The sequence below is a fragment of the Streptomyces subrutilus genome (assembly GCF_001746425.1).
Taxonomy (GTDB): Bacteria; Actinomycetota; Actinomycetes; order Streptomycetales; family Streptomycetaceae; genus Streptomyces; species Streptomyces subrutilus_A.
The window spans coordinates 363,220-383,750 of record NZ_MEHK01000002.1 but is presented as its reverse complement, the minus strand read 5'-3'; the positions used below and the strand labels follow the sequence as shown (position 1 = coordinate 383,750).

General features: G+C 67.2%; 16 protein-coding genes and 2 pseudogenes. 11 read left to right on the top strand and 7 right to left on the bottom strand.

The genetic code is table 11. The features are described from left to right. Nucleotides 1–7: 7 nt before the first annotated feature. Nucleotides 8–3,463 (bottom strand): DNA polymerase III subunit alpha, encoded by a 3,456-nt coding sequence (locus BGK67_RS34665; RefSeq protein ID WP_069924516.1) that lies wholly within the window; start codon nucleotides 3,461–3,463, stop codon nucleotides 8–10. A 391-nt stretch (nucleotides 3,464–3,854) separates the two neighbouring features. On the opposite strand from BGK67_RS34665, the gene BGK67_RS34660 reads away from it, so the two are divergent. From BGK67_RS34660 to BGK67_RS34630, 10 genes and pseudogenes are all read left to right on the top strand, one after another. After that, the gene (locus tag BGK67_RS34660; protein ID WP_069924515.1) at nucleotides 3,855–5,054 is read left to right on the top strand and encodes an IS110 family RNA-guided transposase; all 1,200 of its coding nucleotides are present in this window, start codon (nucleotides 3,855–3,857) and stop codon (nucleotides 5,052–5,054) included. Nucleotides 5,055–5,100: 46 nt separating this feature from the next. Then, nucleotides 5,101–5,583: a WapI family immunity protein gene (locus tag BGK67_RS34655; protein WP_069924514.1), complete on the top strand. Its 483-nt coding sequence runs from the start codon at nucleotides 5,101–5,103 to the stop codon at nucleotides 5,581–5,583. 348 nt (nucleotides 5,584–5,931) lie between these two features. Further along, the gene (locus tag BGK67_RS34650) at nucleotides 5,932–6,837 is read left to right on the top strand and encodes a hypothetical protein (protein WP_244291559.1); all 906 of its coding nucleotides are present in this window, start codon (nucleotides 5,932–5,934) and stop codon (nucleotides 6,835–6,837) included. A gap of 148 nt (nucleotides 6,838–6,985) precedes the next feature. Beyond that, nucleotides 6,986–7,180, top strand: coding sequence for a hypothetical protein (locus tag BGK67_RS38465; protein ID WP_141754160.1), 195 nt, complete (start codon nucleotides 6,986–6,988; stop codon nucleotides 7,178–7,180). A gap of 206 nt (nucleotides 7,181–7,386) precedes the next feature. Beyond that, nucleotides 7,387–7,512, top strand: a pseudogene (locus BGK67_RS41360) (double zinc ribbon domain-containing protein); the annotation flags it as partial. 132 nt (nucleotides 7,513–7,644) lie between these two features. Further along, a complete protein-coding gene (locus BGK67_RS34645) occupies nucleotides 7,645–8,103 on the top strand; it encodes a hypothetical protein (protein WP_141754159.1) in 459 nt (152 codons plus the stop codon). Between the two features lie 12 nt (nucleotides 8,104–8,115). Continuing rightward, nucleotides 8,116–11,220, top strand: coding sequence for an ATP-binding protein (locus tag BGK67_RS34640; protein WP_208948871.1), 3,105 nt, complete (start codon nucleotides 8,116–8,118; stop codon nucleotides 11,218–11,220). A gap of 533 nt (nucleotides 11,221–11,753) precedes the next feature. Continuing rightward, on the top strand, nucleotides 11,754–12,884 hold the full coding sequence (locus BGK67_RS38460; protein WP_141754158.1) for a hypothetical protein: 1,131 nt from the start codon (nucleotides 11,754–11,756) through the stop codon (nucleotides 12,882–12,884). 90 nt (nucleotides 12,885–12,974) lie between these two features. Continuing rightward, nucleotides 12,975–13,238, top strand: a complete 264-nt coding sequence (locus BGK67_RS34635) for a hypothetical protein (protein WP_069924511.1) — start codon at nucleotides 12,975–12,977, stop codon at nucleotides 13,236–13,238. Nucleotides 13,239–13,260: 22 nt separating this feature from the next. Next, a complete protein-coding gene (locus BGK67_RS34630) occupies nucleotides 13,261–14,283 on the top strand; it encodes an ATP-dependent DNA ligase (RefSeq protein ID WP_244291558.1) in 1,023 nt (340 codons plus the stop codon). Nucleotides 14,284–14,575: 292 nt separating this feature from the next. Here the strand turns inward: BGK67_RS34630 and BGK67_RS38455 are convergent, their stop codons facing one another. From BGK67_RS38455 to BGK67_RS34610, 4 genes and pseudogenes are all read right to left on the bottom strand, one after another. Next, nucleotides 14,576–14,764, bottom strand: a complete 189-nt coding sequence (locus BGK67_RS38455) for a hypothetical protein (RefSeq protein ID WP_069924687.1) — start codon at nucleotides 14,762–14,764, stop codon at nucleotides 14,576–14,578. 52 nt (nucleotides 14,765–14,816) lie between these two features. Next, nucleotides 14,817–15,794 carry a hypothetical protein gene (locus tag BGK67_RS34620; RefSeq protein WP_244291557.1) on the bottom strand — a complete coding sequence of 326 codons (978 nt, stop codon included), beginning with the start codon at nucleotides 15,792–15,794 and terminating at the stop codon, nucleotides 14,817–14,819. A 915-nt stretch (nucleotides 15,795–16,709) separates the two neighbouring features. Continuing rightward, nucleotides 16,710–17,387, bottom strand: a complete 678-nt coding sequence (locus BGK67_RS34615; protein ID WP_244291556.1) for a DUF4253 domain-containing protein — start codon at nucleotides 17,385–17,387, stop codon at nucleotides 16,710–16,712. A gap of 237 nt (nucleotides 17,388–17,624) precedes the next feature. Beyond that, nucleotides 17,625–18,281 (bottom strand): annotated as a pseudogene (locus BGK67_RS34610) (IS3 family transposase); the annotation flags it as partial. A gap of 158 nt (nucleotides 18,282–18,439) precedes the next feature. On the opposite strand from BGK67_RS34610, the gene BGK67_RS39585 reads away from it, so the two are divergent. Then, a complete protein-coding gene (locus BGK67_RS39585) occupies nucleotides 18,440–18,610 on the top strand; it encodes a Tn3 family transposase (RefSeq protein ID WP_279628744.1) in 171 nt (56 codons plus the stop codon). A gap of 135 nt (nucleotides 18,611–18,745) precedes the next feature. On the opposite strand, the gene BGK67_RS34605 is transcribed toward BGK67_RS39585, so the two are convergent. Together BGK67_RS34605 and BGK67_RS34600 are read right to left on the bottom strand one after the other, a co-directional pair. After that, nucleotides 18,746–19,609 (bottom strand): hypothetical protein, encoded by an 864-nt coding sequence (locus BGK67_RS34605; RefSeq protein ID WP_079154755.1) that lies wholly within the window; start codon nucleotides 19,607–19,609, stop codon nucleotides 18,746–18,748. After that, entirely contained in the window at nucleotides 19,606–20,517 is a 912-nt protein-coding gene (locus BGK67_RS34600; protein WP_069924508.1) for an ABC transporter ATP-binding protein, read from the bottom strand. The genes BGK67_RS34605 and BGK67_RS34600 overlap by 4 nt, the downstream gene beginning before the upstream one ends. Nucleotides 20,518–20,531: the final 14 nt, after the last annotated feature.

The following is a 20,531-nucleotide window of genomic DNA, read 5'->3' as shown; positions in this document are numbered from 1 at the left end:
GCGATCATCACCCGGCGCTTCCGGGGCTCGTGTAGCCGAGGGATTTGAGGTCGGCGGAGCGGGTGCCGGCGGGCTGGAGGTCGGCGTACGGGTGCAGGCGGGCCCCGCCGGTGCCGTGGGCCAGCGTCCGTGCCGGGGCGCCGCTTTGGGCGGGGGGGGGGGCGAGCCGGCTCTGGCCGAGGAGGTGGAGGACGGCTTCGGGGCCGTGGTCGCGGCGGGCGGCGGCGAGTTCTTCCAGGTCCCACACCATCTGGCCGACCACGGTGCGGCGCGGGCCGCGGGCCTCGACGGTGCCCCGCACCAGGAGGAGTCCGGAGTGGAAGACGGTGTGGGCGACCGCGTCGTGGCTGTCGTCGAAGAACGCGATGTCGACGAGGCCGGAGCCGTCCTCCAAGGTCACGAAGATGACGCGCTTGCCGGAGGGGATGGGCGGGGTCTGGGTGGAGGCGCGAACGCCCGCGACCAGGACCTTCTGCCCGGGATACATGGCCCCCAGGTGGGCGGCGTCGGTGGCGCCGACCTCGCGCAGCAACCGGTGATGGTGGGTCATCAGGTGCTGGGACACGTCGATCTTCAGCACGTTGATCTCCGCGCTGAGTGCTTCGCGGCTGGTCATCTCCGGCAGGCCCGAGGGTTCAGCGGTGACGAGCTCCCCGCCCAGGGGGAGCTGTCCGTCGGCGGGCCGGGTTCGGGTGTGGGCGTGGAGCTCGGCGGCCTGCAGGAGGAGGTCGCGTCGGGTGAGCGGGCCGCGCAGGGTGTCGAGGGCACCGATCTGGATGAGGCGCTCGGCGATCGGCAGGGCGGGGCGGGCACGCTGCCAGAAGTCCTGGAGGCTGTTGTAGGGCTGGCCGGCCGCGATCCGGGCGACCTGGTCCTCGCTGATTCCCTTCACCGAGGACAGCGACAGACGAACTCCCCACACCCCCGGCTCGGTCTGCTCGATGCGGTAGTCGGGCTTCGACTTGTTGATGTCGACGTTCAGGACGGGCACGTGATGGCGGCGGGCGTCGGAGACGATGACCCGGGCTGGCCACATTCCGGGGTCGTGTTCCAGCAGCCCCGCGTACAGGGCGGCCGGGTGGTGGGCTTTGAGCCATGCCGACTGGAGAGCCGGGACCGCGAAGGCGACGGCGTGCGCGCGGCAGAAGCCGTAGGCGCCGAAGCCCTTGATGATCTCCCACACCTCGTCCAGGACGGCGGGGGAGTAGCCGCGGCGGCCGGCCTCGCCCTTGAACCAGGCCTCCACCTGCGGCAGGCGTTCCTTGTCGGCGAGCGCGCGGCGGGCGATGTCGGCGAGAGCCCGGTCGCAGCCGGTCAGGACGGCGAACATGTCGATGATCTGCTCGTGCCAGATCGTCACCCCGTACGTCGACGACAGCACCGGGACAAGGTCGGGGTGCGGGTAGCGGGGGGCGGCGCCGTGGCGGGCGGCGATGTATAGAGCGGGCATGCCGCCCTTGACCGGGCCCGGCCGGAAAAGGCTGATGTCGGCGATGACGTCCTGGACGTCGCGCGGCTGGAGCCGGCCGACCAAGTCCTGCTGTCCCGGGGACTCCAGCTGGAACATCCCGACCGTGTCGCTCTTACGAATCAGGTCGAAGGCGCCCGGGTCACCGAGCAGGACGTGGTCGGGGTTGTCGAGGTCGATCTGGCGGCCGCTCGTGCGGTGGATCTCCTTGACGGCGTGCGCCATCGCGGACTGCATCCGTACCCCGAGGACGTCGAGCTTGAGCAGGCCGAGGTCTTCGACGTCCTCCTTGTCGGCCTGGACCATCGGGTACTGGCCGCCCGGGGTGGGCTGGACCGGTAGCCGGTCCAGCAGGCTCGCGTTGGAGAGGATCACTCCGCACGGGTGCATGGCGATGCCGCGTGGGAGCTTGTCCAGGCCTTCGGCCAGCTCCCACAGCGGCCCGAACGAGCTGGCCTCCGTCGCGAGCTGCTTCAGCTCCGGCAGCGTCGCGAGGGCGTCGCGGATGTCGCAGGCCCGGATGTGCGGGAACGACTTCGCGATCCGGTCGACCACCTGGGGTGCGATGCCCAGGGCGAGGCCGGTGTCGCGCAGGGCGTGCCGGGCCCGGTAGGTCTCCGGCATACCGGTCACCGCGACACGCTGCGTCCCGAAGCGCTCGATGATCCGGTCGTAGACCTCCAGCCGGCGCGCGGACTCCACATCGACGTCGATGTCCGGCAGCGAAGACCGGCGCTCCGACAGGAATCGTTCGAAGAGCAGGTCGTGGTCCAGCGGATTGGCCGTCGCCACGAACAAGGCGTGGTTGACCATCGAGCCGGCGCCCGAGCCCCGGGCCGCGACCCGGATGCCCATCGCGCGAACGTCCGCCACGACCTGGGCGACCGCCAGGAAGTACGCCTCGTACTCCAGCTTCCCGATCACGCCCAGCTCGTACTCCAGCTGCTCAACCGCCCGCCGGTCACCCTCCAGGCCGCGCGCGAACATCCCCGCGTCGCAGCGCTGGCGCAGCAGCCGCATCGCGCCGCCCGGCCCCGGTCCGGCCCCCACGACCGACGGCTCGGGGAAATGCGGCCGCCCCAACCCCAGGTCCGCGACCGGATCGAGCACACACTCCTCACCAGCCCGTACGGTCTCGGCAAGGAGAGCGGCCGCGCGGCCGAGCCCGGCACCGGACGCCTCCGCGATCCGCTCCGCGGCGCCGCGCATGGCGGCCGGGTCCTTCAACCAGCGCTCGCCGCAGTCCAGCCGACGCCAGTCGATCGGCCGCAGCAGCCGGCCCGCATCCAACACATCGGCGACCCGATGCTGCGCCGGGTCGGCATAGCGAACCGCGTTCGCCAGCACCGCCCGGACACCGAGCCGATCGGCAAGACCGAGCGTGCGGGCGGCCAGCCGCAACGAGCCCGGTCCCATACCGGGCACGCCCCAGCACACCGTCTCCAGCCGCAGGTTCCCTCCGGCCATCTCACGCCACGGGGCGATCAATCGCTCGGCAAGGTCCGGGCGCCCGGCCGACAGGGCCCGCACCGGTTCCGACACCGGCCCCAACAGGACCAGCAGGTCCTGATCGGCGTACCGGCAGAGCGTCTCCCAGGACACCACCGGCGGCCCACCCGCCGCACCGGCATGCGCGGCCGACACCAAACGGCACAGCCGCCCCCATCCGGCGGCGTTCCGCGCGAGCAGAGTGACCCGCAGCGGTGGTTCGACCACGTGGGCTCCGCCGCGTACGGGCGTGCGCGGCCGTGACGTGGATCCGGGACGAACCGGAGAGTTGGGTGCGACCGCGACGTCGACCCCGAACACGGGACGGACCCCGGCCGCGGTAGCAGCCTTCGCGAAGCGCACGGCCCCGGTCACCGTGTCCCGGTCGGTCAGCGCGAGCGTTCCAATGCCACGTTCCGCGGCTCGGCGCACCAGGTCGTAGGGATGGGAGGCGCCGTAGCGGGCGGAGTAGCCGCTCGCCACGTGGAGGTGGACGCCGTCGCTCATGCCCGCCTCCCAGGAACGTATGGTTTTCAGCCGATATGGCCGGAATCTCTCCCTCCAAAGTATCGAACGAAAATCGAACAACGCGAACCGGATACTCCGTCGTGAGTCGGTACGCGATCTCTGTGACTGAGCGAGATAGTTGGCCCTTGAGCACGCTAGTTGGCCTTACGTTCCTGGGACGGGATGGTCGAGCCCTTCGTATGGTTGGGCCGCCCGGGGGTGCCGGGTGTGGCTTCTAGTTGGCTGCCGTCCGTGGCTGCAGTGGCTTGGCCGCCCGGCGCCCCACGACGACCCGGCCGCCAGATTGGGAAGTGCGACAAAGATCGCTGCGTAAGGCCATGCCGGCGAGGTCGTCTGCGGCAGACCTGCACGCACGATCGTCTGGAGCGCGATGAACCGGATCTGGGCCGGAATCGACAGCGGCAAGACTCACCACCACTGCGTCGCCATCGACCAGGACGGCGCGAAGCTGCTGTCCCGTCGGGTGCCGAACGGAGAGCCTGAGTTACTTCAGCTCCTCCAAGACGTCCTCGCTCTGGGGAATCACGTCACCTGGGCTGTCGACATGGCCGGCGGCGAGCCCGCACTCCTCCTGGCTCTGCTCACAGGCCACGGTCAGGAGCTCCTCTACATCCCCGGCCGTGTCGTGAATCGAGCCAGCGACGGATACCGGGGCGAGGGCAAGACCGACGCCCGCGACGCCTTGGTCATCGCTGACCAGGCCCGCATCCGCCGCGACCTCAAGCCGATGCGGCCCACCGACGAGGCCACCATCGAGCTGAAGATCCTCACGACCCGCCGCACGGACCTCGTTCGTGACCGGACCCGGGCGATCAACCGCCTGCGCTCCACGCTGACCGGCATGTTTCCTGCCCTGGAGCGTGCTCTCGTCCTCACCAGCACGGGCCCGCTCATCCTCCTCGACGGCTACCAGACCCCGGCCGCTATCCGCCGTATGGGCACGACCCGGCTGGCCCGCTGGCTCCGCGCTCGAGGCGTCCGCATGCCGGAGGAGCTCGCGACGACGGCAGTCGAGGCCGCCGCACAGCAGCACACCGCAGTCCCCGGCGAGACGGTGATCGCCCAGCTGGTGCGGGCCCTCGCCGCTGACGTGCGGGTGCTGAACGAGAAGGTCGCGGAGGTCGACCGGCTCATCGAGGACCGCTTCCGCGCCCACGACCTCGCGGAGATCATCACGAGCATGCCCGGCATCGGACCCCTTCTCGGAGCCGAACTCCTGGCCGGAGTCGGCAGTGACCTCGCCTTCTTCGCGACCCCGGACCGGCTGGCCGCCTTCGCCGGCCTCGCGCCGGCGCCGCACGACTCGGGGAAGAAGAGCGGCAACCTTCACCGGCCCCGTCACTACCACCGCGGCCTCCAGCGTGTCTTCTACATGTCCGCGCTGACCAGCGTCCGCTACGACCCGAACTCCCGGGCCTTCTACGACCGCAAACGATCCGAGGGAAAACGCCATACCCAGGCCGTAATCGCCCTTGCCCGCCGCCGCGTCAACGTCCTGTGGGCCCTGATCCGGGACCGGCGCCTCTACCAAGTCACAGCACCGCCTGTCACGGCACCACTCTGCCTATAGGACCCGCGCTGAACAGCTCCGGGACAGTCCGTGACATCGTGTGTCAGTGCTTTTGAACGATCACGTAAACCGTGTCGAGCTTCGCCCACTGGGCTATCAGTTCCCCCAAGCCGGGGCCAACCCGTACGACGACAACTGGCTGGTCATCAGCGGCGCGGTGACAACCTCCGAGGGCAGCTGGTCCTTTGCCGATCCGTGCCTGCTGACCGGTGAAGCACGTGAAATATCAGCGTGGCTACGCGCGGCGGCAGCGGGAGGGGTCGCCGTGACCGGGCTCGACGCCGAAGGCGAGCTGTCACCGGACACGTGGTTCACCCAGCCAGTCCTGGCCTTCAGCCTCGCTGACCGAACTGAGGGTTCGGTGCTGCTTCGGGTCCACCTCTCCTTGGAAGCGGCACCGCCATGGCAGCAGGGTGACAACGGAGCGGACATCTACCAGTTCGTCGTGGAGGTACGGCTGGATACTGCCGCGCTCCTTGAAGCGGCCGACCAGTGGGAGCTCGGGCTCACTACGTTCCCGACCCGCTGATCAACCTCACCCCCCAGGGCACGGGCCCGCGTATCCCCACGGGCGGCCGAGGCTTGACTTCTCCATTGGGAAGCCCCTGTGCGCGCTACATGGCTCACGAGTAGGCGGCGCAGACGCGCTGAGCTGGGGGTTTCTGGGATTGCTGTGGTCTGCGGCATGCAGCGGTCTGACTGCCAGGTGGCTTCGGGTCGTCTGAATCGCGCATGATCGAATCTCTGTGGATTGACGGTGGGATGGTGTGGTGTGGGGGACTGGCGGACCGATCCGACGTTCGCGATGTGTCGGGCCCTGGTGGACGGGGCGGATCTGGCCTCGTTTGCAGGTGGCCCATTCGACATCCGGGCTGTCGTGGCGACCATCCGGCCCGGGACCTTCGACGGAGCCGCTCTCGACGACCTTTCCTGGGGAAACTTCCCTCACGGGGAGAACGCTCGGGAGGCCGTTCGCCTGCTGCGCACCGGAGACGAGCCGGCACGTACGTCGATGGGTGTCCTGGTCGGCATGTGCGCCGACGACAGCCGGGCCGCCGCCGCTCTCGCCGTCCCATTCCTGATCCGGATCGCCGCCGACCCCCACCATCGGCACCGCGTCGACGCTCTGGGCGGTCTCGCCGCCCCGGCCCGAGCCCGTCACTTCGGTGTCGCCTCCCGCGACGAACTCCTCCTTCACCGCTCCGGCCCCCAGCACGACGGCTATGACGACTACGGCGTTGAAGTGACCGGCTACCCGGCAGGCTGGTCGGTGGCCGCCGCGCGAGCCGCGATCACCACCGGAGCCCCCGTGCTCCTGCCTCTCCTCGACGCCTCCGACCCCGCCATGCGCATCGACGCCTCCTACGCTCTCGCCACCGCGGCCGAGCCCGGGCACACGGTCCGAAGCGCCTTCGCCACCCGGTTCGCCAAGGAGCAGGACCCCACGGCCCGGGCCGCCTTGGTTCTTGCCACAGCAGAGATCACACGTGCCCACCCGCACCAGCCGGCCACCGGATGGATCCGCAAGCTGTGGCAGGACCGGGCACAGGCCCCCGAAGTCCGCCTCGCGGCCGCGATCGGCTGGCTCTGCCTGACCGACGAACCCGCTCCCGACGCCCTGCACACCACCGTCGAAGCCCTGGCCACCGAAGAACGCGCCCGCGCCATGGACGCCCTGCCCTGGATGGCCGCCGCCGGACGCGGTGAGCCGGGGCTTTTGGACTGCGTCCGCCGCATGCTCCACCCCGAAGAGCCCGAACCGTCCGACGCCCCCTGGACCTGACTGCCCTGAGCGACGAATAACTGGCCCTCGACCACGTCGCCGGCGTACCTGCTCGTGTTTTGTGCATCGGAGTTGTCCTTTGGGGCCAACTACCGTGCTCAGTCACAATCTCGCAGCCTGCGAGTGGTCGGCTTCGCGGCCTGCCCACGTGTTCGTCCGTGAGCCGGGCAGCGGCATCGTCTGGGCGTTGGCTTACTTGTCGGCAACGGGGTCTGCACGGATCCGAGATTTGTCCGAGGGGCGTGTGCTGCTGGCGCTGGACTTCATGCTGTCGCAGTCGTTCACCCTGAGGTTCACATCGTGCAAGCGCTCCGGCTGGCATACGCCGGACTTCTGGCGCTGACGCGGGGGCGCCGAGGAGACCGCCCGGCCGGCCACCTGGCCCGTACTCCGTTGCTGATCCGGCGTTCGTTGGGGGCGATGCCGTCTATCGCTGCGGAGCGGGCTGACTCTGTGGCGTAGCGAACCCACTGCACGCACATGGTTGCTGAATGTTACGGCGCGCATCTCGTGTCCCTCGGGTCTAGCGTGGATTGAGGGAGCCACCACATGCGCTGCAACTTGTGCGGATTTGAGAACCGGACCGGTGCCGTTCATTGCGAACAGTGCCGGAGGGCACTCACACGCCCCTGTCCCGAATGTGGCAATCCGGTACCAACAGGCGCCGCTAGCTGCTCGTCGTGTGGAGGAGTGATCACGGCGCACACCGTTTTCCCCTCAACCCCGCCCTACCCCTCTCATCCCCCACCGTCGTTCGAAGCCCATACAGGCGGCCGCCCCGTTCAGGAACCAGTGGCGGAGAGCCGCGTGACGGCTGCGGAGCGGAGAAGACTCACGCAGGGTTTCACGGGAACCGTGCGGGACTTCCAGGTCAGGCGTGAACGGTCTGTGGTCAGTGGAGACAACGAGATCGAGATTTGGCACTTCCGCATTGAGCGCCATGACGACCGAGGCAACCGCATGGATCCTGTGCCCGTGGAAATGCGGGGTCTGACCTTCTCGGGCTCTGTGAGCAACGGTGACGAAGTGCATGTCAGTGGTCGATGGCGCAATGGAACTCTGCGCGTCGAGGAGTTTACGAACCTCACCACTCGAGCCCAGGTGAAGGGTAAGTCCTACGGACGCTTGCACAAGGTGGCTCTAGTCATCGCCGTCATCCTCATGCTGGCGATCGCCGCCTTCATCGTCAGCAACTGGATCGCCATTTGGACGGCACCGACAGGTGAGCCTGACGACTGGCTGCCGACGGACTGGCGTACTCCTTGAGGTGGAGCTGCGATGATCACTGACCCAGTCAGCACCGACGCGGTCGACTATCTCCAGCGCATAGCCCTGACGCCTCCGTTGCCAGGCGGTGGCAGTGTGGTTCCGCTGGTTGCCCGGCGCGCTGTGCGGGTGACCGGGGTTGGGCGCTCGGTACAAGCTCCCACGCCGCAGGCCATGCAGGGGAGCGGTGATCGGGATGAAGAGACAAGATTCGAGCCGCCCACGCTGCCGCTTCTCGTAGGCCTCGCCGGCGCGGGGGCGCCGATCGCCTTCCTGCTCGACGGCACCCGACAAGGTGTTTCCGTACGCCTGGGTACCTGGGCCGACCCTGACGATGACGAGTCCTTGGATGCCCGGCAGGCGATGATCCTGACCGTTCTTGGCGGCTGCTACCCGGCGGTGGACGTCTCGGCCGCCGGCGTAGCCACACCACCGCTGGCATACGGTGCGATCGCTCTAGGCGTACCCGGGGCGCCGTCCGTCGATTCTCGTGACAGCGGGCTGCCTGTGGACCGGCTGTTGAGGTCGGTGCACGGACACACTTGGGCGGCGCTGCTGCTCGCTGAGCCCGTGGGCGTCGAAGAACTGCGTGCGGATCGTGACCGGGTCCTCAATGAGATGCGCATGGTCTCAAGCAGGGTGGAGGCCATCGGCCTGAGCAGTCCCCTGGCCGATCACTACCTGCGGTTGCTCAACTCGCGTCTGCAGGCACTTGCCGATGCTCAAGCCCGCGGCGGATGGCGTACAGGCGTGTACCTGTTCGGAGAGCACTCCGATGACCTGAGAGCGCTCAGCGGTGCCTGGCGGGCGGTGTTCTCGGGCGCCACGTCGGTTCCCGAGCCCGTACGGACCATCGAACACCCCTCCGTCGTGGACCTGGGTGTGCACTGGATGCTTCCCGACGGTCCCGAGCGCCCGGGCCCCAATGCCTACCGACACCCCTTCGCAGCTCAAACCCTGCTGAGTTCGGCGCAGCTCGCGGCGTACCTGCACTTGCCCAACCTGGAAACCCTGGGCTTCGCCATCAGTCCCGTACCGAGGTTCGACATCGTGGCGCCGGCCGTCGATGCCCAAGAACCTCATCTGCTCGTCGGGCAGGTCATGGACAACCACCGGACAACCGCAGGTCGCTACCAAGTGCCCCTGCGATCCCTCACCCGTCACGTCTTCATTCCCGGGACGACCGGGTCGGGAAAGACGAACACGATCATGGGGCTGTTGCTGGAGACCAGTGCCCATGGTGTGCCGTTCATGGTCATTGAGCCCGCCAAGGCCGAGTACCGATCGCTGCTCGCACATCCTGTGCTGGGGCGGAACCTGCAGGTCTTCACCGCAGGCAAGGCGACCGTCGGTCCATTCGTGCTGAACCCGTTCGAAGTGCCGGCCGGCACTACCGTAAGCGAGCACTTGGATCTGCTGCGGGCTGTTTTCACTGCGTCCTTCGGCATGTGGACGCCGTTGCCGCAGATCCTTGAGCACTGCCTGCACGAGGTGTACGTCGATCGCGGATGGGATCTGCGGACCAACAACAACAGCCGTTTGGATGCGGGGGCGGAGCAGTCCGACGCGTTCCCCACTCTCTCCGATCTGGTCGCCAAGGTCAGCGAGGTCATCCCCTCGCTCGGCTACGAGGAACGCATCGCAGGTGACATGCGAGCCGCCCTGGTCACGCGACTGGAGTCCCTGCGCAGGGGCGCCAAGGGGGCAATGCTCGACGTCTCACGCTCCCTGCCCACCCCCGTCCTCTTCGAACGGCCCACCGTGGTGGAGCTCGAAGCCCTCGGCGACGAGGGCGACAAGGCATTCTTCACCGGCCTGCTCCTGATCCGCCTGGCCGAGTACCGCCGGGCCCAAGGCCAGTCGCGCGACCTCGTGCACCTGCTGGTCGTGGAGGAGGCACACCGTCTGCTGGCCAACGTGCCTGCCCGATCATCCGAGGAGTCCGCCAACCCCCGCGGTCAGGCAGTGGAGACGTTTTCGCACCTGCTGTCGGAGATCCGCGCCTACGGCCAGGGCGTCGTCATTGCCGACCAGGTGCCCGTCCGACTCGCCCCCGACGTCATCAAGAACACCAACCTGAAGATCGCGCACCGCATCGTCTCCGCGGACGACCGCATGGTCCTGGCCGGCGCCATGGCCATGGACGAGCTGCAGGCCAAGGCACTCACCACCCTGGGCGTCGGTGAAGCCGCCGTCTTCAGCGGCGGTGACGACGCCCCCCTCCTCGTCCGGATACCGGCCGTGAAGGACCCGCTCGCCCCGCACCCACCGCCGGACGAAGACGTCCGAGCCCACATGGACACTTGGCGGCAGGCCGGCGCCTTCGCCAATCTGTTCCAGGCCCGCACTTTTTGCGCCGAGACCTGCCTGTCGTCGGTGGCATGCGCCGCAGCCAGGGCACTCGTCGATGATGAATACGTACAGCGCACCTTGACGCGCATCGTCACCACCACGATCGATGAGCCCCAGGCACTGGCCCGGCTCTGGGAGGACCTCACCGGGAGCGTCGGCGCCAGGCGCCCTCCCACCGTCCCCCTGGAGGACCTCCTGCGCGCCTACGTCGGACACGGGAGCGACTGGCTGGCGACCCGGCGAGGAGCCCAACGGGCCTGGACCTACACCGACACCGAGGAATTCCGCGACCGGATGCGTGCGATGCTGCTCGACCGGCTGGACACCGGCGGTCTGAACGCGACCGCCCTCACGGCCGCACTGCAGCAGACCGTCCACCGCCTCCACGCCCGCCAATTCGAGCCGTATCCGGCATGCCACCTTGTGTGTACCCAGGACCCGCCGCTGTGCCTCTACCGATCTGCCGTGGCCGACCTGGTCGCCGGGCGCCGCTATCACCCAATGTGGCGAGAGGCCGACCAAAACGACGGCGCCTCCGAAGACAAGCGGCGCGTCCGGACCTGGGAAGTCTGCCAAGACGCGGCATACGAAATCGTCGAATTCCCGACGGAGGACGCGTCAGAAGAAGCCAGGAAGAAGCTCGACACAGCAGCCCGACGGGTCTGCCTCTGCTTTGAGCAGCAGATGCTGGCGGATGACCGCCGCAAGGTACCCCGCACCACGCGCCGCATCTTGGCACGCGTGCTGAAGGAAGCAGGTCTGTGATGGGGCGGGACGGCGTTGGGGACGCAACAGATAAGACCAGGCAGCGCAACGAAGAAACAATGGAAGCGATGAATCGCGCTGCCGGCCTAGAACCTCCGAAAGGCTCGGGCGGTAAAAGTTCGGGCGGAAGTTTTTTGGCCGACTCTGCCCCGTCGGGCACCTCGCTGCCAAGATGGGGATTGACGGAGTCGCGGTCCGGTGAAGGCGCTAGCCTAGCAAAAGGTGTCGATCTTTCACCCTCCGAGAATTCCGGTGCGTCAGGCCGCATTGACAGCGTGCGCCAGGAAACGGGAGTTGAGAGACCCGCCCTGACCGATCGGACTGCGACAGGAGCCGGACTGGAACTGGTGAATTCGGTAGACCTGCGAGACGTCAGAAGTGAAGAAATGCGAATCGACGACCACTCGCCTGCAATTGATCCGGCTCTACTACCCTTGGAGCCGCTGGCCCCGGAATCGATGGCTCCGGCGGATCCGTCTCAAATGCCGTCCTTCCTCGAGAAGTCCCTTCGCATCTGATCGGGGGCTAATACCATGTCCGAGCGCGATCCCGAACGCTCGACCACCGCCGAGCAGCCTCAAGGGCAATCCGATATCTCCTCACGCTCGGAACGGCCGGAGCTCGCCGGTTCCACCTCTGAGACGAAGTCAGACACTACCGAAAAGGCGCCGTCGGGAACAGACTCCCAAAGCGCATCCCACCAAGGCGAACGACCGGAACTCAGCAGCAGCAAGGCGGACGCCGACAATGCGAGCGGACAGACACCGGAGGAGCCGAAGGACGCGGGAGACGTCGATTCCGGCTTGTCCGTCACCTGGCCTGACGCGGGAGACATTGATTCCAGCTTGTCCGTCACCGGGGCTGGCCGCGAACCGCCTCCTCCATCAGACCCGTCACCAAACCAACCGAGCGACATGAAGCCAGACACCACAGGGCCGTCAGAACGCACAGAATCCCCAAGCGGGAACTCCCCAGGGAAAGCCGAATATGGCGCGCCAGGCGTGTCCAGAGATGCCGCACCAGGCGGAACGCATCAGGAGCAAAAGGCAGGGTCGGTGGCCGGCGGCGACAAGGCGAAAGGTGGAGCGGAGAAAGTCGGAGATCAAGGCAAAATAGTAGACGCTTTCAGGGATGGAAGCGGAAATTTGCATACGGTTCGCGAGCTACCCTCTGGTGGCGGCACGGTGGAGAGCTGGCAAACGAAACAATATGGAGTATGGCACACAATCTCAGTGTTTCGTGACAAGGATGGGCAGAAGACCGGAAGTTCGGACGAATGGAAGGCCAAAGACTCGAACGGAGTCATGCATTCCCATAGAAAGGAATTCGATGCCAATGACCACCTTTCGAGGCAAACGGATACCTTTCGTGGTGCGGACCATAATGTACATCAAATCACAAAGGAGTATGGAGAATCCGGGTTTCGCAGCTCGGATACATGGAACGCCAAAGATGGATGGCATTCCGACGTTAAGTATTTCGACAAAAACGGCCATATGACCGATCGCATGACCGTTTCGCCTGACAAGCATGGGAATAATCATCTCGTCACCGAGAAATTCGACTCCCAGGGAAAGATGACTGAGAAATCCGACTGGTGGGTAACCGTGGATAAGGGTGGAAACCTCACTGAGCACGAGATCAAGAAGCGCTTCTACCCTTGACACGCTCGAGCCTCTCCGTGGGCATAGAGGAGAGGAAAGCAGGCCGGCGAGACCGTCGAGAACGCCGAAGCCCCGGCGGAGCCGACCGGCGTGGTCGACCTCATGGAGGCCCTGCGCGCCAGCGTCGAGCGGGCCGGGAGCCCCAAGGCCACCGGCGGCAAGGCGACCACTTCCGGTAAGGCCGCCGAGAAGAGACCTGGGGCCAAAAAGCGGATCCGCTCCGCGCCGAAGGAAGACCTGAGCGGACTGTCGAAGGCCGACCTCTACAAGAAGGCCGCCGCCGCCGACATTCCCGGCCGCTCGCACATGACCCGCGATGACCTCGTGAAAGCACTGTCCTCATCCCGGACGTAAGCGCGAAAGGGAGGCACCCAGGGTGGCGTTGCGACCGCCGGTTGAGCCGATGCTGGCGCAGGCCGTGGAGGCAGTGCCGGGCCCCGGCGTGCTGGGTGAGCTGGCATACGAGCAGAAATTCGACGGCTACCGGACCCTGCTGTTCACCCCCACCGGGCCGGAAAATGGCCTTCAGCTGCAGACCCGGCACGGGTCGCTGATCCAGGACCGGTTCCCCGACCTCGTTGCCGCGGCGGACAAGCTGCCCGCCGGCCTGGTCCTGGACGGGGAACTCGTCGTCTGGGACACGAAGGCGGGCCGGCTGTCCTTTGAGGGGTTGCAGCGCCGCACCGCTGCCCGCGGCCGCAGCGCACGCGGGCTCGCCGCGTCCCTGCCCGCCTTCTTCATCGCGTTCGACGTCCTGCAGCAGGACGGAAGCGAACTGATCAGCTACCCCTACCGCCAACGCCGCCTCCGGCTGGAAGCACTGTTCGCCGCGCGCCGGCTCACATCCCCCTGGACGCTGTGCCCGATGACAACGGACCTGATCAAGGCCCAGCAGTGGCTTGAGTCCTGGACCGAGATCTCCGGCCTCGAAGGCATCGTGGTCAAAGCCATGAACCAGCCCTACCGACCAGGACACAGGGGTTGGTACAAACTACGTCGCCGGAACACGACGGAGGCGATCATCGGCGCCATCACCGGAACCATGATCCGACCACAGCTCCTCCTCCTGGGCCGCCGCGACGCGCACGGTCACCTCCGCTCGATCGGCCGCACAGCCCCGCTGCGTGCCGAGATGGCGCGCCTGGTCGGAGGCAACGTGATCGCGGCCAATGCCGGACACCCATGGGAGGGCTGGCGGTTCGCATCGGCGTGGGGGAGCCGGGACATCCTGGATGTCACCCTCGTCCGCCCCGACCTCGTGGCGGAGATCAGCGCCGATACCGCCGTCGACCGAAGCGGCGTCTTCCGGCACGCGGTCCGCTTCAAACGGCTGCGCCTGGACGTGACCGTGGAGGAGGTACCGCTGTTCAGTGCCGGTCCGAGCGCCGCAACTGGCTGAAGAGTCTGGGTGAGCACCTGCACGGAGGGGGAGGCGAGGCAGGTGCCCACGGACGACGGCCGGGGGGCCGCTCAGCGCGCCGGCCGCCGTCTCCAGCATAAATTCACACGGTCGCTTCGGCGGGAGTGGCGGAGAGTCTTTTCAGTTGCGCCGCGAGTGACCTCACCTGGGCCTTCAGGTCTTCGAGGTCCACGAGCGAACCCCGGAGAGAGAAATCTCCCCGGGGTTCGACTACAAGCCGCGTGAGCGACTTCTCATCGCCAGCTAGCCAGCCGCATACGCCCAGATAGTTCTATGGGTGGGGCTCCGAGGCGCGACGAGAGGCGTACCGGTCCCAGCCGTACTCGAAGGCCGCCGTGGCGACGATCACGATCAGAACGGCCCAGTACCAGGCGAAGTCCAGGAGTACGGTCGCGATGAGTACCGTAAAGAAGACGATGGCCCAACCCCACCACGGCCTATCCATCGAAGGTTTGTTCACGAGAATCCTCACGGTAGTTCCCGGTACGTCCGGGCTGGCAAAAAAATCAAGCCTACTTGCAGTTGCCCGCGCTGACCTCTGTCAGCCTACCGTTCCGGGGAGCCAGCTTCGTCTGGTAGCAAGCCCAGGAATTGAGGCTGGAATTGTTGATCTCGTTCTCAAGAAATGCGCCCCAGTCCTTGAGGGTCTTGTATCCGACCGCAGAGCAGATGGCCGTCGCAGCCCGCTTGAGGCCGACGTTGGGGATCTTGTCGGTGAAGGCGCAGCCGGCGACGTTGGCGAAGTAGCCGACACTCCCCGCCGCGATGCCGTACGACGTCCATTCGGCTCCGGTGGCGTTGAAGTAGATCCCAGCCCCGTACGTGATCTTGGGGTCGGCGACCACCGGGAACGTCGTGTCGCTGGAGGTCTGGACCGTCTGGACGAGCGTGTTGCCTTCCAGCCGGTAGCTGGTGGGGACGGGTCGGCCCGCCGCGTCCTTGGCCCAGGGGGCTTCCAGCGCGCCGATGGTCTCGCCGAAGCCGTCGCTGGAGTCGCGGGCCATCAGGTAACCGCCGGCCCCGTCGTCTATCAAGGTGACGCCGGCCTGAAGCTCGAGCGGAAATCGGTGCTCCGTGGAGGCCGAGCGGTCCTTGAGCGTGACCAGCGTGCGGACGCCTCCGTCGGAAGTGGCCTGCACGGACAGGTCCGTGGCTGCGGCGACGTTCTGGTAAACCACGGTGCCGGTACCTGAGGTCACCGGCGAAACGCCCTTGGCAGCCCCTTTCAGCCCGATCCTGACGGTGTCTCCGCTGTCGGACTTCGCCTCGATCAGGCCGTCCGCGCTCGACGGCATGGTGACGGTGACCCTCGTTCCCCCGGTCTGCGTCACCGCCTTGCCCGCAGCGTCCGCTGCGGGGACAGGCGTGGCCACGTCAACGACGCCCGTCGCCTTCTCAACTACAGCGGCGGCCGCATTCGGCGCCGCCGGGGAGGGCTGATCCGCCCAAGCGGGGGACCCGGCCAGAAGAAGGGCCCCCGCCGACAGCATTGATATCCCACCGAGGAATCCAAAGTGGGCCGAGGTGTGAGTAGACGTACGCAAGACTATTTCCCCTTGTACTTTCTGGAGGCAGCGCAAAGCCACCTCCCGCGCATGTAATCGGCTCTGGTCAGGAACCGAAGAGTCATGCCGTTCCCCCGGCATGACGACCATCACCATAGGCGGCAAACGTGATCTTGGGATCGCTGATTGAGCAAGATAAGAGGTTCGACGGATAAGGCCGCAGCCCTTAAGCCAACCACTGGCCGAAAACCCTCCCGAAAGACCTTTGTGGCGCATGCGTTGCCGCCCGTGCCCGCGTTCGTCCTGACGACGCAAGGCCCTCATGGTGGTCCCGGGCCGGCACTTGTTGCAGCTTGGCCTTCGACAGCGATCCAGCGCATGTCAGCCCGCAGCGGTTTGCCTCCCCGACCGCGCTGGATGCACTCCGCTGAGGTTCAGCCGGCCGCGGCGGTAGGTCCCTGGCTGAACGCCGGGACGTCCTCCAGCTCCACGTCCAGGCGCAGCCGCTTGAACCTGAGTGGGTGCCGGAACACCCCGCCTCGGTCGATGGACCGGTCGGCGCTGATCTCCGCGACCAGGTTCGGACGTACCGGGGTCGCATCCAGGATGTCGCGGGACCCCCATGACGCCGCGAAGCGGACGCCTTCCCAGGGGTGCCCGGGGTCGCCGGCACTCAGGTGCTCAGCGACCTGGCGGGCCTGCTCCGGGCGCAGCGGTACCGTGCGGCCGATCGTGCGCAGCTGACGTGTCGCGTCGTAGCGGCTGAGGATGAGGAGTTGCGGGCTCCCTCCTGCGCGCCGGCCTTCGCGATGCCCGCGCTGTCACCCGCTGCCCCGCCGCCGACGACCGACTCCGTCGCCACCACTCGTGCGCCAGCGAGCTGTCACCCAGCGAGTGGGATCAGTCCCACCAGAAATCCCAGCGGTGGGCGCCAGTGATCCGCTCGGCATACGCGGCCAGTGTGTACGGTCTGCTGCCCTGCCAGATGTTGTCAGGGCAGAACGCAAAGTGCTCGGCTGCAACCAGCAGAGCCTCATGCTCGCTCACCGGTGGTGCGGCGATGCTGAGGTGCAGCGTGGAAAACCCGACCGCGACGACACGGGCTCCGAATCGTTGTTCCCAATCCCGGACGACCGCAGAGAATTTCGCGGTGTCGTTTTCGTAGTTGCAGGGGCCAGCCCAGCCCACGGCTGTCAGCGCTTCGGCACCGGACGGTGCGGCAACCAGTCCAAGACGTGTCCGCGGGCAGTCGGTGAGGAACGCCTCCGCGAACTCTGAGGCCAGTTGCTCAGGGTTCGTTACCGTCCCCCGGCTGGCCGCAAGACCGGGCCATACCTCTCCGAAGGGGGCCGTAACCGCGAGGCGCCTTTTGACGTCGAGCACGTCGTCGTCTTCATCGACGGCCGTGTAGGTCGCCCACCACTGTGCGAGGAGGCCGGCAGGATCATGGCTTGCCGGGGAGGACATCTGCTCAGGGAAGACCTCCCCGGACCCCCAAGGGCGGAACTCGCCATCGTTCGGGTCCAGCGCGTCGAGGAGCAGCGGCCACAAGCCGGAACGTGCGCGTTCGGTGTGCATCCGCGTCCACAGGTCAGGCGCGGCTGGCCCGTCACTGAGCCACAAGGGCTGTCGATCTCCGTCGCCTTCATCGGATGTGACCATCCGACCGGGCGGGAGCAGGCCATCAAGGCTCCATCGGGATTCAGGGTGCACAGGCCGGATGCTAGTGCTGCGATCTCGGGGTATCACTGAGAGGGTCCGAGCGCTCGATGCCGGTACTCCTGCAAGGGCCTTGACCCCGGATTCTGAACACGTCTATGCGGCCTGGGCCAGGGTAATTGCTGGTGGTTGGAGGTCGTTCTCGTAGGCGATCGGAGATTGCTGGCCGAGGCGGGAGTGTCGGCGTCGGGTGTTGTATCGGGTCAGCCAGCGGAAGGCGTCGAGTCGCGCTTCACGCTCGTTCGGCCAGCCTTTGCGGCCCTTGAGTGTCTCTCTCTTGAAGGCGGCGTTGAAGCTCTCCGCAGCGGCGTTGTCCGCGCTTGACCCGACCGCGCCCATGCTCTGCCGGACCCCTGCTGACCTGCAGATTTCAGCGAACGCCCTACTCGTATATTGCGAGCCGTGATCCGTGTGCATCACGGCTCCGGCCAGGCTCCCGCGGGTCCGCTCGGCTGCTGTCAGGGCGTCGGTGACGAGTTCTGTCCGCATGTGGTCGGCGATGGCCCATCCGGCCAGCCGGCGTGAGGCGAGGTCGATGACGGTCGCGAGGTAGAGCGGCTTCGAGCCGCTGACCGGCAGATACGTGATGTCGCCGACGTACTTCGTGTTCACCACGGCCGCGGTGAAGTCACGGCCGATCAGATCCGGTGCCTTCGCCGCGGCCTGGTCCGCGAGGGTGGTGCGGTGCCGGCGGCGCAGACGGACTCCCTCGATCCCGATGCTCCGCATGATCCTGGCGACGCGCTTGTGGTGGCCCGGTGAGATGCGTGACGAGATGCAGCGCATGTGCGTGGGCCAGCAGCCTGCGGGCTCAGGCGCGGCGAGCTTCATCGAACATCCAGAGTGCCGATGATCACTAAACGCCGCCGGAACCCACGAACAAACGCTGTCGGTTGAAGTGAACGAAGCCAGTGAGGGCGAATGACCCGGTCGAGCAGGAGAAGGACGTGAAGTTCACCTCTCTGCTGGCCAATCTGGTGATCTTCCACAACACCCTGGACATCGCGGACGTGGTTCGCGAGCTGCAGGCTGAGGGTGAGGTCATCGACCCGCTCGACCTGGCTCAGATCTCCCCGACCTGACCGAGCACATCATGCGTTTCGGCGAGTACTCCACTTACGAACTCGCCATCGCCCCGGACCACTACGACGCCCACCTCGACGTCGACTTCAGTGCGCTCAGCAAAGATGTGGCGGAGGCCGCCCGCTGAGCCGGCCTCAGACATCCCGTCGCCGCACGACCATCACAGCAACGGTCACCGAGACCAGCGCCCAGGCCGCGAGTGCGATCCAGGAGCCCGTGACCGTGGCCGGATATTCGCCCAGGCTGGTGTGGCCGTCGGGGTTCAGTGCCAGCCGGGCCTGCGCGGCCATCGGCAGGTGGTTGCCGATCTCCTTCAAGAGCCGGTACCTCTCGCCCCCGAAGAGCATGGGCAGGATGAAGAGCATCCCCACGACGGAGACGATCGAGGCCGTGGCGTGTCGCAGGACGGCGCCGAATGCCAGGCCGATGAGCGCGCAGACCGGGATGACCAGCGCGTATGCCGCGACAGCCCGCAGGCAGCCGGGGTCGTGGATGGAGAGCCCGACGTGGCGGGAGGCGAGCATCGCGTTGGTGGTGAAGAACGACGTCACGGAGACGATCACACCAAGGATGAGCGTGATTGCCGTGACGAGGGCCACCTTGGCCGTGATCACCGCGCGCCGGTCGGGGGTGGCGGCGAGCGTGGTGCGGATCATTCCGGTGGCGTACTCGCCGAAGACCGTGATGGCGCCGAAGCTGGCCGCGGCCAGTGCCATGACGCCGGCGGCGATGCTGCCCAGGCCGTGGAACAGCGGGTCGTACTTGTAGGGAGGGAGGCCGGGTAGTGGGGGATGCGGCTGGTCGATGTACGTCAGGTCGGAGTGGACGGCGTTCAAGTTGATCGCGATGGCGACGACGGCGCTGAGGGCGAGTACCCAGTAGGTCGACCGGAGGGACCGCATCTTGATCCACTCAGCGGCGAGCAGGTCGGTGATCCTGGCCACCGGTTCGGCCGGGCGCTCGGCCAGCCGGGTGCCGGAGATCGTCATGGTGCTCATCGGGCTTCTCCTGCGAGGTATTCGACGCTGTCGGCGGTGAGGGACATGAACGCCGACTCCAGGGACGAGGTGTGGGTGGCGAGCTCGTGCAGCACGATGCGGTGCCGGTGGGCGAGGTCGCCGATCCGGGCTGCGGTCAGGCCGGTGACCCGGCCCGCCTGGTCGCTCTCCCGGCATACCGACGCACCCTCGGCGATCAGCAGGGCCTCCAGGCCCGCCAGGTCAGGCGTGTGCACGGTCACGCCCAGGGAGGCGTTGCGGGCTGAGAAGTCCTCCAGGCTCTCGTCGGCGATCAGTCGGCCCTGGCCGATGACGATGAGCCGGTCGGCGGTGTGCTCCATCTCGGCCATCATGTGGCTGGAGACGAACACGGCGCGGCCCTCGGACGCCAGACGGCGGAACAGGCCACGCACCCACAGCACGCCCTCGGGGTCCAGACCGTTCAGGGGCTCGTCGAACAGCAGCACCGGCGGATCGCCGAGCAGGGCGCCCGCGATGCCCAGACGCTGCTTCATCCCGAGGGAGAACCCTCCGATCCGGCGCCGCGCCGCCTTGGCCAGCCCGACCTCTTGGAGGACCTCGTCCACGCGGGCAGGCGGGATGCGATTGCTACGGGCCAGGGCGGACAGGTGCGCCTGTGCGGTGCGTCCGCCGTGGACATCCTGGGCGTCCAACAGCGCGCCGACGTGACGCAGTCCGCGCGGGCGGTGCGAGAAGGGAACCCCGTCCACGGTGACGGACCCGCTGGTGGGAGCGTTCAGGCCCAGAATCATCCGCAGTGTGGTGGACTTGCCTGCGCCGTTCGGGCCGAGGAAGCCGGTGACCTTGCCCGGTTCCACAGTGAAGGTCAGGTTGTCTACGGCGACGGTGTCGCCGTACCGCTTGGTCAGCCGGGTGGATTCGATCATGGGTCCAAGCTGCC